Annotated in this window: 14 protein-coding genes; 7 read left to right on the top strand and 7 right to left on the bottom strand. The window is 45.5% G+C overall.

The window, feature by feature from the left end:
- Position 1 precedes the first annotated feature (1 nt).
- Positions 2-2,275 (bottom strand): TonB-dependent receptor plug domain-containing protein, encoded by a 2,274-nt coding sequence (locus tag AC1RNB_RS05180; RefSeq protein WP_493081305.1) that lies wholly within the window; start codon positions 2,273-2,275, stop codon positions 2-4.
- 144 nt (positions 2,276-2,419) lie between these two features.
- Between AC1RNB_RS05180 and AC1RNB_RS05175 the strand changes: the two genes are divergently transcribed.
- Positions 2,420-2,863, top strand: coding sequence for a DUF2721 domain-containing protein (locus AC1RNB_RS05175; protein ID WP_493081303.1), 444 nt, complete (start codon positions 2,420-2,422; stop codon positions 2,861-2,863).
- 97 nt (positions 2,864-2,960) lie between these two features.
- Here the strand turns inward: AC1RNB_RS05175 and AC1RNB_RS05170 are convergent, their stop codons facing one another.
- The gene (locus AC1RNB_RS05170; RefSeq protein ID WP_493081301.1) at positions 2,961-4,772 is read right to left on the bottom strand and encodes an ABC transporter ATP-binding protein; all 1,812 of its coding nucleotides are present in this window, start codon (positions 4,770-4,772) and stop codon (positions 2,961-2,963) included.
- A 141-nt stretch (positions 4,773-4,913) separates the two neighbouring features.
- Here AC1RNB_RS05170 and AC1RNB_RS05165 point away from each other — a divergent pair, with 141 nt between their 5' ends.
- A complete protein-coding gene (locus AC1RNB_RS05165; RefSeq protein WP_493081300.1) occupies positions 4,914-5,969 on the top strand; it encodes a glycosyltransferase family 4 protein in 1,056 nt (351 codons plus the stop codon).
- Complete coding sequence (locus AC1RNB_RS05160) at positions 5,966-6,877, top strand: glycosyltransferase family 2 protein (RefSeq protein WP_493082064.1); 912 nt, start codon at positions 5,966-5,968, stop codon at positions 6,875-6,877. Before AC1RNB_RS05165 ends, AC1RNB_RS05160 begins: the two co-directional genes overlap by 4 nt.
- Before the next feature lie 4 nt (positions 6,878-6,881).
- On the opposite strand, the gene AC1RNB_RS05155 is transcribed toward AC1RNB_RS05160, so the two are convergent.
- The gene (locus AC1RNB_RS05155) at positions 6,882-7,847 is read right to left on the bottom strand and encodes a class I SAM-dependent methyltransferase (protein WP_493081298.1); all 966 of its coding nucleotides are present in this window, start codon (positions 7,845-7,847) and stop codon (positions 6,882-6,884) included.
- A gap of 10 nt (positions 7,848-7,857) precedes the next feature.
- Positions 7,858-8,736, bottom strand: coding sequence for a glycosyltransferase family protein (locus AC1RNB_RS05150; protein ID WP_493081297.1), 879 nt, complete (start codon positions 8,734-8,736; stop codon positions 7,858-7,860).
- Positions 8,737-8,970: 234 nt separating this feature from the next.
- On the opposite strand from AC1RNB_RS05150, the gene AC1RNB_RS05145 reads away from it, so the two are divergent.
- Complete coding sequence (locus tag AC1RNB_RS05145) at positions 8,971-9,444, top strand: ribonuclease H-like YkuK family protein (RefSeq protein WP_493081295.1); 474 nt, start codon at positions 8,971-8,973, stop codon at positions 9,442-9,444.
- 197 nt (positions 9,445-9,641) lie between these two features.
- Here AC1RNB_RS05145 and yihA read toward each other — a convergent pair whose 3' ends face one another.
- The 3 genes from yihA to gpmI form a co-directional block, all read right to left on the bottom strand.
- Positions 9,642-10,286, bottom strand: a complete 645-nt coding sequence (gene yihA / locus AC1RNB_RS05140; RefSeq protein ID WP_493081294.1) for a ribosome biogenesis GTP-binding protein YihA/YsxC — start codon at positions 10,284-10,286, stop codon at positions 9,642-9,644.
- Between the two features lie 103 nt (positions 10,287-10,389).
- Positions 10,390-10,884 carry a heme-binding domain-containing protein gene (locus tag AC1RNB_RS05135; RefSeq protein WP_493081293.1) on the bottom strand — a complete coding sequence of 165 codons (495 nt, stop codon included), beginning with the start codon at positions 10,882-10,884 and terminating at the stop codon, positions 10,390-10,392.
- 18 nt (positions 10,885-10,902) lie between these two features.
- Positions 10,903-12,423 carry a 2,3-bisphosphoglycerate-independent phosphoglycerate mutase gene (gene gpmI, locus AC1RNB_RS05130; protein ID WP_493081292.1) on the bottom strand — a complete coding sequence of 507 codons (1,521 nt, stop codon included), beginning with the start codon at positions 12,421-12,423 and terminating at the stop codon, positions 10,903-10,905.
- 118 nt (positions 12,424-12,541) lie between these two features.
- On the opposite strand from gpmI, the gene AC1RNB_RS05125 reads away from it, so the two are divergent.
- From AC1RNB_RS05125 to AC1RNB_RS05115, 3 genes are all read left to right on the top strand, one after another.
- Positions 12,542-12,922 (top strand): DUF4783 domain-containing protein, encoded by a 381-nt coding sequence (locus AC1RNB_RS05125; protein WP_493081290.1) that lies wholly within the window; start codon positions 12,542-12,544, stop codon positions 12,920-12,922.
- Positions 12,923-12,997: 75 nt separating this feature from the next.
- The gene (gene nadC / locus AC1RNB_RS05120) at positions 12,998-13,858 is read left to right on the top strand and encodes a carboxylating nicotinate-nucleotide diphosphorylase (protein ID WP_493081289.1); all 861 of its coding nucleotides are present in this window, start codon (positions 12,998-13,000) and stop codon (positions 13,856-13,858) included.
- A 76-nt stretch (positions 13,859-13,934) separates the two neighbouring features.
- The gene (locus AC1RNB_RS05115) at positions 13,935-14,279 is read left to right on the top strand and encodes a translation initiation factor (protein ID WP_493081288.1); all 345 of its coding nucleotides are present in this window, start codon (positions 13,935-13,937) and stop codon (positions 14,277-14,279) included.
- The last annotated feature ends 104 nt before the right edge of the window (positions 14,280-14,383 follow it).

Raw genomic sequence — 14,383 nt, 5'->3', positions numbered from 1 at the left:
ATTACCAGTTAACAATCAGTTTTACAGCCAGGTTTCTGCCCATATTATAGATGCCGGAACGGCCATTGGGAGCCGATTGGAAATACTCGAAATATTTCAAACGGTTCTGGTGCGATTGGTAAGCGGTGTTGAAGAGGTTATTGACATTGATGAATACCTGACAATTGCTTTTTTGGGTATCCTTACCAATGCTGAATCCTATGCCCATATTTACCAGCGTATAACCTGGTGTGGCCGTTTCGGTATTGTCTACTGCATAAAAGCGGTTCTGTGTTGCAGCCGTTTCTACTTCTGATTGCAGGTAAGCATCGGATAAAAAACGGGTTACCTGCGGCAGTAAAAAACGTACCCGGCTCACAGTTCTGAAAGGCGGAATCAGCGGGAGATGCTGCGCCGCATCCCCCAATAGTTTCAGGGTAGGCTGATCTGTGTTGATTCCCCTGATGGCAGACAGGTTATGCTGGAACTGCAGCCAGGCCAATTGTTTGGGATGATAACTGATATTGGCCTCTGCACCGTATAACAAAGCACTGCCCTGTTTATACTGATACGTAAAATTACCGGGCACCAGTTCCAGCGGCTGACCATTGGCATCAAACAGTTTCTGAAAAAAGATATAATTGTTGATGCGGTTATGAAATAATTCCAGGTTGGCGTCCCAGTCTGCATCACTGAAAAACAATCCCAGGTCTGCCTGCCAATTATATTCCGGTGTAAAGTTGCGGTTGCCGATATAATAAATATGGGCACCCGGATCCAGTCCGTCTGAACCGATCTCGGGAATCGAGGGACTCCGGTAACCACTGGCTATATTGGCTTTGAGCGTAACTGTGTGCGATATATTATGCACTATGCCAATGCTGCCTGATACGCCACTGAAATGACGACGGTAAGAGGGGAAGTTCAAAAGAGCACCTGCCGTATCAGGGAAATGTACCTGTTGGAAAAATCCGTTGCTGTTTTTTCTGGTGTAAAAATCATCCCAGCTAACAGAACGGTTATCCAGCCGGATGCCTCCTGTGAGTACTGTTTTATCGAAATCTTTTTTGATCACTAAAAAACTGCCGATATCGAATAAATGATAATCCGGGATCGGGAAATCGGTAGCGGACTTATTACGGTTGGATTGATACATGCCATTGGTACCAAAAGTAATATCGAGCCCGGCCCATTTCGGAAAACGATACCTCGCTTCATAGTTTACCGTATTCAATACCACAAACAAGCCCGGTTGTGACAAATGGGTTGGGTGATTGTATTCCCTGCGGCGGTTTTGCTGAAATCCCAGTAGGGTGGATAGTTCTCCTTTCCCAATGGTATAGGCTCCTTTGTGATAGGCACGATAATGCTGGATATGCTGGTGAAGATCGGCTATGCGATAACTGCGTAATTGGTCTGCGGGTACAGTTGGTCTTGTTTTAATATCATCCAGATCTGCTTCTGCTATTTGCCGGGTAAATGACCGGGTAACTGAATCGCGGCTGCCATCCGGGATTTCCTGGCGATTATCGTAGATGTTCAGTTGCAGGTAATTTTTGGCTTTTTTGTTTTCCCAGCCCATCATGACTGAGAGGTTCTTTTCTGTAAAACCGGTATTATAGACCCGATGATCAACCGGATTCTGGTAATCCATGGCAGTTTTGGCGGAGCCGCGGATGCTCCAGAGAAAATCGTTTTTCTTATAGTGCATACCAATAGTGGTGCCGATCAAACCATTGTTGTTGTGGTATTCGGTAACAGCATCTCCCTTAAGTTTTCCATTTGTATTGACCGGCATACCCGGAATTAAATTCACAACGCCGGCAATCGCATCGGAGCCATATAACAGGCTGGCTGGCCCTTTTACAATTTCGGCTCTTGCAATACCGTACGGATCAATCTCAATCCCATGTTCATCGCCCCACTGCTGTCCTTCCTGGCGAATACCATCGTATAATGTCAGCACACGGTTATAACCCAGTCCGCGGATAAAAGGTTTGCTGATATTAGGTCCGGTGGTAATAGCTGTAATACCCGGAACCGATCGTAATAAAGCATCAATCACATTACTGCTGGTGCTCCGGTTCATTTCTTTCTGCGACACGATGGCGATGGCAATCGGAGTACGCCTGATCCGCGTGGCACCCGCTACGGCGGTTACCACTACCTGGTCAAGCGAAAAACTGTCTTTTTCGTTCCAGGCTTTTGCCGCACTACCGGGTAACTGACCCATTACGGCTTGGTCATACCCTGCAAGACATAGTAACAGCAACCCTATCCAACTAGTTTTTTTCATCAGTTCGAAACATAAATTTAGGCAAATCTAAATTTATGTTTCGATAAGTGTAAAATAATTTTTAAACCTATTGTATTTCAGATAGTTAGACACAGTGTGGAGGCCGATAGGGCGGGGGAGACGAATATTTTGTATTTTGCCTGTATGGATATATCGATCAATACGCCGGCCTTGCTGTTTCCCGCCATCAGTCTGATTATGCTGGCCTATACCAACCGTTTCCTGGCGTTATCAAACCGGGTAAGAAGCCTGCATGAGAAGTACCAGACTCCTGAGCAGAATCACACCATTCACGGCCAGATCAGGAACCTGCGGTACCGGTTAAAGCTGATCAAGAATATGCAGGCGCTGGGAGTGCTAACTTTTCTGAGTTGTATTCTTTGTATGTACCTGATCTATATTGAAGCTATGCCATTTGCACATATGGTATTTGCCTTTAGCCTGATCACGTTCTCCGCTTCACTGGCTTTATCACTGCTGGAAATCCAGCTCAGCACAAAAGCACTGGAACTGGAGCTCAGCGATATGGAAGGATTGGAAGATCCTTCGGTAATAGAATATATCAAAAAGAAGTTTGATAAAGATTAGCGGGGAACATTGAATATCGAATATCGAACAAGGAATGTCGAACGCCGAAATGATATTACGATGGGAGCTACCAAACTTCTTTTTAAATATGTTTTTATCAGTTAGCTGCTGCAAAATCCATGACTTTTCTTTCGCCGATCTGCTGGCGCCACATGGCATAGTATAGTCCTTTTTCGGTCAGTAATTGCTGGTGAGTGCCGGTTTCTACGATCTGACCTTTTTCAAGCACATAGATCCTGTCTGCATGCATGATGGTGCTTAACCTGTGGGCGATCATTACCGTGATCTGTTCTTTTTCGTTCGAGATCCGGCGGATGGTATTAGTGATCTCTTCTTCCGTAATACTATCCAGCGCAGAAGTGGCTTCATCAAAAATCAGCAGGTGCGGATGCCGCAACAGCGCACGGGCAATGGATAAACGTTGTTTCTCTCCACCACTCAGTTTCAGTCCGCCTTCACCGATCATCGTGTCTAAACCATATTCGGCTCTTGCCAGCAGGTTGTCACAGCTCGCTTTGTGCAACGCTTCCAGCACATCGGCTTCTGTGGCATCCGGGTAAACGAATGTCAGGTTTTCGCGGATGGTGCCGGCAAACAGCTGGGTATCCTGCGTTACAAAACCGATCTGGTTCCGCAGTTCATCAAACAATATTTTTTTACTGTCGATGCCGTTGTACAGGATGCTGCCTTCCTGTGTATGATACAATCCTACCAGCAATTTCATCAAAGTACTCTTACCTGCCCCACTGGGTCCTACAAAAGCGATGCTTTGTCCTCTCTCCACATCAAAACTGATATCATCCAGTGCCTTGTACTGGGCCGTCTGGTGTTTGAAAGAGATATTCTGGAAAGACAAATGCCTGATATCTCCCAGGTGTTCCGGATATACCGGCCGGGGCTCTGAGGGTTTCTGCATCAGGTTATGGAAATTATTGAGTGAAGCTTCTGCTTCGCGATAGGAAAGAATGATATTGCCGATCTCCTGCAAAGGTCCGAATATGAAGAAGGAATAAAAAGTAAGGGTCATTACTTCTCCCGCCGTTAACTCGCCTTTAAATACCAGCCACAGGAGAGTAAACATGATCACCTGCCGTAAAAAATTCACAAAAGTTCCCTGTATAAAACTCAGGGTACGGATGCTTTTTACTTTTCTGAGTTCCAGTCCTAGGATCTTGTAGGTATTTTTATTCAAACGATTGATCTCCTGGTCGGTAAGCCCCAGGCTTTTTACCAGTTCAATATTGCGTAAACTTTCTGTAGTGCTACCTGCCAGCATCGTGGTTTCCTTCACAATGGTTTTCTGGATCACTTTGATCTTTTTACTGAGGAAACTCGTGAGCAGTGACAGGAAAACAATGCCTACCACATAAATGGGCATGATGGACCAATGCAGCCTGAATGAATACACAGAAATGAAAACGATCCCGACGAGAATACTGAACAGCACATTGATAAAAGAGATGATGAATTTCTCCGTATCGGTTCTCACTTTGGTAAGGATGGATAAGGTTTCGCCGCTGCGCTGGTCTTCAAATTCCTGGTAAGGTAACTGCATGGAATGTTTCAATCCATCGGTAAAGATTTTGGCGCCGAATTTCTGCACAATCACATTGCTGAAATAATCCTGGAAAGCTTTGGCAATCCGCGATACCATGGCCACACTGATCAGGATTCCCAGAAATCCGACCACCCCCCAGATAAACTGCGTTTCGGTACGGGTAGCTGTTACAATGAACTTTTTCTGCTCATTAAAATAACCCACTTCAAACGGGTGAGTGGCATACTGGTCAATCAGCTTACCAAAAAAGTAAGGGTCAAGCATGGAGAACGACTGGTTAATGGCGGCCAGTAATAAAGCCAGCCCGATCAGCCATTTATAGGGTCGGAGATAGAACAAGAGTATTTTCATGTAAGTCGGTTGTTTTGGGAAAGCGAATACCTGTCAATTTCCGTACATTTTTCCGAAAACTGACAAAGTTTCCAGTATCCTTTACATAAGCGCTCGATTTCCGTGACCGGAAGCTTATTTTTGCCGGTAATCTGACGTTTCATGAAGAAAGTCCTGGTAGATATGCACCGTTTAAAGTACAATCCGTTCAACGGTTTGTACAGCGTGTGTATTAACCTCGGAAAGGCCCTGGCCAGAATTCCCGTAACCGATCTGGAGCTGGAATACTACCTGCCCAAAAAGGATTTTGGCATTTTTGGACCTGATGCAAAATACACGGAACATCGTTCTATTGATAAGTTCTATCGTTTCGGCACCGGTAAATATGATCTCTGGCATGTAACCACCCAATTGTCCTGGTACCGGCCGTTTAACCGCCGTACCAAAGTCCTATACACATTGTATGATTTCAGTTATCTCATCGAAGATGCCGGTAATGTAAAACGAAATAAACGCTTACTCGCACAAACCCAGGAGCGGATAGACAGGGCCGATTATATCACGGGTATTTCCCAGTTTGCCATAGATGAAGCCTATAAACACCTGAACCTTGGTAACAAACCCACCCGTGCCATTCATCTGGGTTGTACGGTGGCTACTTTTCCGGGGTTTGATGCTCCGAAATACCGGCCCGCAAAACCGTTTCTGTTTACCATTGGACTGGTGCAGCCCCGCAAGAATTTTCATGTATTGCCTGCTTTACTGGAAGGGAATGACTATGAACTGGTGATTGCCGGACTGAATGAATTCGACTACGGCAAAGAAGTAGAAGCGGCTGCGAAAAAATTTGGCGTAGCCGATCGGGTAAAACTGATTGGCCCTGCTACTGAGGAAGAGAAATACTGGTACTATAAAAATTGTGAAGCGTTCCTGTTCCCTTCTTATGCAGAAGGTTTTGGCTTGCCGATCATTGAAGCTATGTATCATGGCAAACCGGTGTTTAGTTCCGACAGGACCAGTTTGCCGGAAGTGGGTGGAGATGCGGCTTATTATTTTCACGAGTTTGATCCGGAGCATATGCGCCAGGTGTTTGCGGAGGGGATGGCGCATTATGCTACGCATCAACCTATCGAAAAGATCAAACAACAGGCGGCCCGATTCAGCTGGGACCGTTGTGCGGAAGAATATATTGATGTGTATAAACAGATGCTTTTATAGAACCCCTGATCTCCATCGTACTCTGCACCTATAACGGTGAACGTTTTATACAGGCGCAGCTGGATTCGTTGCTGCAACAGACCTGGTCCAACCTGGAGATCGTAGTTTCTGATGATGGCTCTACCGACGGCACCAGAGAAATACTGGCGAAATACGATACTGATCCACGTTTTTATATTACCTATCAATCCAGTAACCTGGGTACAGTTGGCAATTTTGAATATGCTGCCAAACAGGCAAAAGGGGCTTTTGTGGCATTCTGCGACCAGGATGATATCTGGTTACCGGAGAAACTGGAAAAACTATACAATGCCATCGGTGATCACTGGCTGGTGTACAGCGATAGTATATTGATTGATGAAGAAGGACAGAGCCTGCAGAAAAATCTATCGCAATTGCGAAAGATGTACAGCGGGGCCGATACGCGTGGTTTTGTGTTCAGTAATGTAGTCTGGGGGCATGCCATGCTGGTGAACAGCCAATTGCTGCCGCATGTATTACCCATACCTGCCGGGATCCCGCATGATATCTGGTTTGCGATGAAAGCGACCATTTATACAGGTATTCAGTATGTGGATGAACCACTGACACTTTACCGGCAACATGCGGCAACCTTCACCACTACGCTGGCGCAGAAAGCGATAACCCGCAAACACGAACAACGCTACCGGGATTTTGAAGATATGCTGAACTGGATCGGACAGATCCGCGATGCGGAACATGGCAACCGGAAAGGCTTTTATGCGAAGTTGTATGAATTGTTTTCACAGAAAGCGAAGGGCAGTTTTGTGTGGCCGCTATTCCGCTTTTTATGGCAATACCAGGAAGAGCTTTTCCACTTTACCAATAAATCAACCCTCAGCCGTTTGATCGAGATCCGCAAACTGAGCAGGGGAGAACACAAATAAGCGATTATTTTTTGCGTAGGCAGATCACAGCCGTATCGCCATTTCCTTTCTCATTTTCTACCCTCATAATTGCCCGGAAACGTTTGATATCTTCTTTGGAAAACATACTGCTGCCATCTTTATTGAACATATGGCTCTTAGGATCGTGTAAGGGCATGCCCACTTTGTATTGCTCACTGCTCCAGATCAGGTAATCGCTGCTGTCGTAGTAGAATTTTTCAACCGTAAAACCGGCGTCTTCGGCCAGCTTCCGCATTTGTTTGGCTGATGGGATGAAGATATGCCGGGGTGCATCAATGCCACACCAGTATACACCATAGGTTTGCCAGCCATAATTACCCATGATGGGAATGCGTACCATTACTGCTCCGCCCGGTTTGGTGATCTGCATGGCCTGAGCCAATACTTTCTGCGGTTCAAACATATGCTCCAGCGAATGGTGCATCATCACAATATCATATTGTTCCGTTACCTCGTAAATATCTTTTTTCAGGATGCGGATAGAACCATGATCCTGACTTTCATTAATAAACGGATCTATGCCGGTGAGATTGGTGAACCCTATCTGAAACAAACGGGAGAGCAGGCTGCCGTTACCGGTGCCGATATCCAGAATGGCATCATCATATTTTGCGCCAAGGTCTTTCATCCACTGAAACTGTTCGGGTAGTTTGTATCCGATAGATAGCAAACGTCCCAGCATCTGGTTCTTCCCGAACAATAAATAATCAGCTTTGATTTTCCGGAGGGTATCTGCTTTTTTGCGGATGTTCAGGTCGAGTTTGAAAGAGTAATAATCCTCATTGGGATAGTATTTCCCCAGGTTATTGGGTACATCCTGTAACTGCATACTGCCACAGCTACCGCATAACTGGTAGTTGAAATATTCATCCAGGCCCAGTTGCAATTCTTTTACCTTGTACAACTGGTTATTGTCTGTGTTACCGCAAAGCAGGCAGGCTGTTGTCATGTGTGTTGTATTACCGTAACAAAATATAGTTTTTGTAATCAAAGGGCCTGATACCCGTCCACTTTTCCATCCAATTCTTGAAATGATCTTTGAGACTGAGGTTGTTATAAGACAGATCGTAGCTGAATTGCCAGTTCATCCGGCTGATCCTTTCTTTCATTACTTCGGGATGGGTGCCTGTGAATTTCTCCAGTGCATCAATCTGCGAATAATCAAACTCGCCGGAATAGGTCTTCAGAAAAGTTTCATCCACCCTGTCGCCGCCCCAGTAATTGCCGAAATTCCGCTTTTTATCCATCATGGTCTGCGGTGGTCTTACCCAGCCATAGTGATAGATATAAGCATTCACTGCTTTCACCCGTAATTTCTGGTCATTCCCTTTCCTGAAACCCTGCGCATCACGGTACGAGTAAATGTCGGGGTTATGCCGCACAATCCGGATCTCGTTCCGGTACCAGTCTGATGAGCTGGCGATATAATCAAAAGATCCGTAAAAATGTTTGTATTTGAACAGCAGTCCATCTACTTCTGCATGGTCTTTCCATTGCAGCATAGCCTGTTTTACAGTATCGAGGTATTGTTCATGCAGCACTTCGTCACCCTGGATATATAAACACCAGTCGGGCTTGCCACCGATGGCGCGTAAGGCCTTGTTGGTCTCATCCGCCAGTACGGCACCGCCTTCGCGCAGGGTGGGGTCCCAAAAGGTATCTATAATCCGGATCTTATCCGACGGGATGGAACTGATGAGATCCCGTGTACCATCACTGCTATCGCCAACAGCCACTACCATTTCATCACAAAGCGGCAATACCGAAAGGATCGATTCCACCACCGGGTAGTCGAACTGTATTGCATTCTTGATGAAGGTAAAACCTGCCACTTTCATGGGGCGAAGATAAGGAGAGTACTAAAAGTTAATAGTTAATAGTTAATAGTTAGTAGTTAATAGTTGGGAGGGGATGAATAGGGATGATAAAGCTACTTCCCCCTCACTTTTCACTTTTAACTATTAACTTCTAACTCCATCCTCCCGCGTTTTCCACCGCTGTTAATAATAAGTTCATCAACAGAAGCGGGAATGCCGCCCATAAATCGGTAAATTACGTAAACCTCATACAGTATGCATTGGAGAAAATTCAACGGAGAGCAGATCCAGCTTCCTATCAAAGATGCGGTAAAGGAAGCTATTGAAAGGGAACGTGCCTGCGGAACAAAACTCAAAGTATGTATTGGTACCGATAGCCAGGTAAAAGGCGCGGATACCGAGTTTGCCACCGTAATCGTATTCCTTCGCGAACACAATGGTGGATTCATGTACATCCACAATGAAAAGACAAAACAGAAATACCACATCAAGGAAAGGATGCTGGTAGAAGTGGCCAAAAGCATTGAGATCGCTTATGAGCTCTGTAATCTTTTTATTGAGCACCATGTAGACATGGAAGTGCATGCCGATATCAACACCAACCCCCAGTTCAAAAGCAACGATGCCCTGCGCGAAGCCATGGGGTATATCCTGGGGATGGGTTTCGCTTTTAAAGCCAAACCCGAAGCTTTTGCCAGCAGTTGCTGTGCGGATAAGGCAGTGAACTAGGTTTTTGGTTTACTCGTTTATTGGTTTATTGGGGAAGTTTTGCCCATGGCAAAAAGAATCTGCCTTTTTAACGAGTGCAGGTTGTTAAAAAGGTGTCTTTACTGATCACCCAGATCAACTCGCTCCCCACTCACCACTGACAACTCACGATGCTTGATTTATGCTTGATTAACAACCGGGAAGAATCGCTGCCTCTTTTATTTGGACGTTTTGTTGTCTGAGATCTCTTTGTTACATCCTTCAATAAACTGCAGGATTTCTTCGCGTCCCAGTTTTTTTTCGGCACTGGTTACAAAATGGCGGGGAAGGAACTGCCAGGTCTCGCGTAGTTTGTCAAGAAAGGCTTTTACATTTCTTTCTACAACAGCCGGTTTCTCTTTATCGGCCTTGGTAAACACCAGGCTAAAATTCACTTCCCAGTGATCCAGCTGGTTCACAAATTCGAGATCGTTTTTCTGTGGGGTATGACGGGCATCAATGAGTACGAATACCTGTACCAGGTTCTCCCTTTTGCGCAGATAACCATTGATCATCTCCTCCCACTTGCTTCTTTCTGTTTGCGAACGTTTGGCATAACCATAACCGGGCAGATCTACCAGGAACCATTTGGTTTTAGGGCCTTTTTCGCCGGCAGAACTTTCAATTTCAAAATGATTGATCAACTGTGTTTTACCGGGCGTGGCCGATGTTTTGGCCAGACTTTTCTGATTGGTAACCATATTGATCAGCGATGATTTGCCCACATTACTTCGCCCGATAAATGCATATTCCGGTCGGTCAGGCTTTGGACACTGTGTTACCAGAGCGGAAGAAATAAGGTATTTGGCTGATTTGATCTGCATGAAGTCTTGTAGTTAAAAGTGGGTAGTTAAAAGTGAATAGTTGAGAGTGTAGTAGAAACAAACCCACTATTCACTTTTAACTATTCACTCTTAACTAACAGTGTTATTTCTTTTTCTTAATCACCAGACTATCCGCCGGGTACCTGGCTTTGATACTGTCTCTTACGATCTCACACCAGGTAAACAGAATCTGTTTTTCATCGTCGGAGAGTTTGGCGTCTTTGTGAATGATGGTGTAAGAAGTCAGTGGCATTTCGCCATCTTTTACTTCTTCGATACACTCTTCCAGTTTTTTATACTGACGGGCAATGCGGTAGCCGTCGAATTCATTAAAGTTGAGGTGTTTTTTCCCGTCTTTTACATGGTCATTGATCCACCAGGCTACGGGTTGTATCTCAGCATACCAGGGATAACGGGTATTGTTGCTGTGGCAATCGTTACAGGCTTTGGCCAGGATGGTTTTTACATTCTCCGGTACCACATAACTGTTGGAAATATCCTTACTGGTATCGTTTGAGTTGTTTTTTTCAGGTCGGAAAGCCTGCGCTACTACAAAAACAACGAGTAGCACGATCAGCAGTTTTTTGAAGATTTTCATATTTGCGGGTTTAGGAAGTTAAATTAAGATATTTCCTGTCATTTCTTTCGGTACAGGTAACCCCATCACCTGCAAAATAGAGGGTGCCAGATCGCCCAGTTTACCGGTTTTCAGTTCTCCTTTCCATTCTTTATCGATCACAAAAAAAGGAACCGGGTTCAGGGTATGGGCCGTATTAGGGCTTCCATCTTCATTTACGAGATAATCTGCATTGCCATGATCGGCAGTGAGGAAAATGGTATAGCCATGTTCCAGTCCGGCAGTAACCACCCTTTTCACACAGGCATCCACGGTTTCGGCTGCAATAATAGCGGCACTGAATACGCCGGTATGCCCCACCATATCTGTATTGGCATAGTTCAGGCAGATGAAGTCGGCAGATTCCTTTTCAATTTCCGGTATCAGTTTGTCTGTAATTTCTACGGCGCTCATTTCCGGTTGCAGGTCATAAGTGGCCACTTTGGGAGATGGCACCATGATGCGGCTCTCACCTGCAAAAGGTTCTTCCCTGCCTCCGCTGAAAAAGAACGTAACGTGTGGGTATTTCTCCGTTTCGGCAATACGGATCTGTTTTTTGTTATGCGCCGCCAGTACTTCACCAAGTGTATTGGTAAGGTTATCGTTTTCGAAAATCACATGTACGTTTTTGAATTTGTGATCGTACATGGTCATGGTGGTATAATGCAGCAAGAGCTTCTGCATGCCAAATTCCGGATTGTCGCTTTGTGTTAATACTTCTGTGATCTCGCGGCAGCGGTCTGTGCGGAAATTAAAGCAGATAACCACATCCCCGTCTCTGATCAAAGCCAATGGTTGCTGCGCTTCATCCACGATCACGGTGGGTTTGATGAATTCGTCGGTAATCTCTGCCGCATAAGACTGTTCAATGGCGGCCAGTGCATCCGTCGCTTTCGGGCCTTCGCCTTTTACCAGACAATCATACGCCAGTTTCACACGCTCCCAGCGTTTGTCCCGGTCCATGGCATAATAACGGCCACTTACCGAGGCAATTTTGCCAACTGATATATTCAAATGCTGCTGCAGTTCGGTTACAAAACCTAATCCGCTTTTAGGGTCAGTATCCCTGCCGTCTGTGAAAGCATGGATATATACTTCGTTCAGTCCTTCTTTTTTACAAACATCACACAGTGCTTTGATATGGTTCAGGTGCGAGTGTACACCGCCATCGCTTACCAGTCCCAGCAGGTGCAAAGGTTTCTGGTTCTCTTTGGCAAAACGGATAGCAGCCAGTAACTGGCTGTTCTCAGCAAATTCGCCCGTACGGATGGCTACATTAATACGCTGTAATTCCTGGTAAACGATCCTGCCGGCGCCGAGGTTCAGGTGACCTACTTCACTGTTACCCATCTGTCCTTCTGGCAATCCTACGTCCTCACCGCAGGTAACCAGGGTGGTATTGGGATATTTCGCATACAGCGAACTCACGAACGGCACATTCGCGTTCTGGATAGCATCGGCTGATTTTACCTTACCAAGGCCCCAGCCGTCCATAATAACTAATATAACTTTCTTACTCATAGGATAAAATTACTGCATTTACAATTGATGAATAGATGTTAACTTTATCCCAATACCCTGCAGGCCATAGTTTGGCATGTTTTTAGCAAATGAGAGGGTGTGTAACAAATAGTTTATTATGAAAAAAATACTCTTATTCTCCGGTTTGGTACTGGGTTTGATGTCTTTTACCGCTCAGGGCGATGTAGATGCTATTGTAAATGCTTTTAAAGCGGCAGATGCGGGGCAGGTGGGAAGTCATTTCGATGATTATGTGGATATGAAACTCCTTGATAAAGATGAGGTAAAAAACATAGGCCGTAACCAGGCCACCCTTACACTGAAGGCTTTTTTTGCAGAAAACGGCATCAAAGGATTTGAAAAAACCTCCGAAAGGGAGATTGGTGCCACTATGTATCTTGCAGGAAAACTGATCGATAACGGCAAAGGGCACAATATTACTATCATGCTCAAGCTGAAAGACGGGAAACGCCAGATCATTACCTTACGGATCAGTTAAAGGCTTCAGGCAACTTTTTTAATCCCGTTCCGGAAATCCGGGCGGGATTTTTCTTTATCCCCCTACATTTACAGCATGAAATCTTTCGACGAACAACTCGCACACCTCATAAAAGAAGCTTTGCAGGAAGATGTGGGCGATGGGGATCATTCTACCCTCAGCAGCATTCCTGCCGGTAAAAAAGGGAAGGCAGTACTGAAAATCAAACAGGATACGATCCTGGCTGGTATGGCCGTGGCGGAAAAGATCTTTCGGCTGAAGGAACCGGAAATGGTATTTACCCCCTTTAAAAAAGATGGTGAGGCTGTTTTGAATGGCGAAAAAGCCTTTGAGGTAGCTGCCAGTGTACATACCATTCTTACCTGCGAACGCCTGGTGCTGAACTGTATGCAGCGCATGAGTGGCATTGCCTCTTTAACCCATCGGTATACCGAAAAATTGAAAGGGTATCATACCCGTTTGCTCGATACCCGCAAAACCACCCCCAATTTTCGTTTACTCGAAAAAGAAGCGGTACGGATCGGCGGAGGCGTCAACCATCGTTTTGGTCTGTATGATATGATCATGCTGAAGGATAATCATATTGATTACTGCGGCGGCATAGCGCCAGCTATTGAAGCAGCGTATACTTATTCGCAGCATATGGAACACCCGCTGCGTATAGAAGTGGAAACACGGACCCTGGAAGACGTAAAAACCGTTTGCGCCATGGGAAAAGGAAAAGTGTTCCGTATCATGCTCGATAATTTTACGCCCCAACTGATCACCGAAGCTTTACAACTGATCAACGGTGCGTTTGAAACAGAAGCCAGCGGCGGCATTAACCTGGATACGATTGAATCCTATGCCGCTACAGGGGTTGATTATGTAAGTGTAGGTGGATTGATACACCAGGCGCAAAGTGTAGACCTGAGTCTGAAAGCGGTATTGCTATAAAACTGCGCCTTCGCGTGAATATTTGCCCGCAAAGGCGCAGTAGAAAATTATTTGATGAATGAAGTAATGAATCTGTATGAGTAAGAAAAATAAACCCGATGCAAGAGGTTTTGTATTCAGTACCGATCCTTCTTTCCGTTTTGAGGAAGCGGAACAGCCGGCGCAGGATACCTTAGCCCCCAACCAGCAGAAACTGAGGATCCGTCTCGATACCAAACAAAGAGCTGGTAAAGCCGTTACCCTTGTTACCGGTTTTATCGGCAAAGAAGAAGACCTGGAAGAGCTCGGTAAAAAGCTCAAGAACTTCTGCGGTACCGGCGGCAGCGTAAAAGACGGCGAAGCCATTGTACAGGGTGACCAGCGGGAGAAAGTATTGCAGTGGTTGTTGAAGAATGGATATTCTGGGACGAAGAAGGTATAGTGAGTTGTGAGTCGTGAGTTGTGAGTTGTGAGTCGTGAGTCGTGAGTCGTGAGTCGTGAGTCGTGAGTCGTGAGTCGTGAGTCGTGAGTCGTGAGTCGTGAGTC

The sequence above is a fragment of the Sediminibacterium sp. GW821-FHT12F12 genome (assembly GCF_058806635.1).
Note: the sequence above shows the minus strand (reverse complement) of the source record. Positions and strands in the feature narration are given on the sequence as shown.

Bases quoted from the DNA above. Each gene is read 5' to 3' on its own strand.
- AC1RNB_RS05180 (WP_493081305.1), bottom strand. From the start codon at position 2,275: ATGAAAAAAACTAGTTGGATAGGGTTGCTGTTACTATGTCTTGCAGGG.
- AC1RNB_RS05175 (WP_493081303.1), top strand. From the start codon at position 2,420: ATGGATATATCGATCAATACGCCGGCCTTGCTGTTTCCCGCCATCAGT.
- AC1RNB_RS05170 (WP_493081301.1), bottom strand. From the start codon at position 4,772: ATGAAAATACTCTTGTTCTATCTCCGACCCTATAAATGGCTGATCGGG.
- AC1RNB_RS05165 (WP_493081300.1), top strand. From the start codon at position 4,914: ATGAAGAAAGTCCTGGTAGATATGCACCGTTTAAAGTACAATCCGTTC.
- AC1RNB_RS05155 (WP_493081298.1), bottom strand. From the start codon at position 7,847: ATGACAACAGCCTGCCTGCTTTGCGGTAACACAGACAATAACCAGTTG.
- AC1RNB_RS05150 (WP_493081297.1), bottom strand. From the start codon at position 8,736: ATGAAAGTGGCAGGTTTTACCTTCATCAAGAATGCAATACAGTTCGAC.
- AC1RNB_RS05145 (WP_493081295.1), top strand. From the start codon at position 8,971: ATGCATTGGAGAAAATTCAACGGAGAGCAGATCCAGCTTCCTATCAAA.
- yihA (WP_493081294.1), bottom strand. From the start codon at position 10,286: ATGCAGATCAAATCAGCCAAATACCTTATTTCTTCCGCTCTGGTAACA.
- AC1RNB_RS05135 (WP_493081293.1), bottom strand. From the start codon at position 10,884: ATGAAAATCTTCAAAAAACTGCTGATCGTGCTACTCGTTGTTTTTGTA.
- gpmI (WP_493081292.1), bottom strand. From the start codon at position 12,423: ATGAGTAAGAAAGTTATATTAGTTATTATGGACGGCTGGGGCCTTGGT.
- AC1RNB_RS05125 (WP_493081290.1), top strand. From the start codon at position 12,542: ATGAAAAAAATACTCTTATTCTCCGGTTTGGTACTGGGTTTGATGTCT.
- nadC (WP_493081289.1), top strand. From the start codon at position 12,998: ATGAAATCTTTCGACGAACAACTCGCACACCTCATAAAAGAAGCTTTG.
- AC1RNB_RS05115 (WP_493081288.1), top strand. From the start codon at position 13,935: ATGAGTAAGAAAAATAAACCCGATGCAAGAGGTTTTGTATTCAGTACC.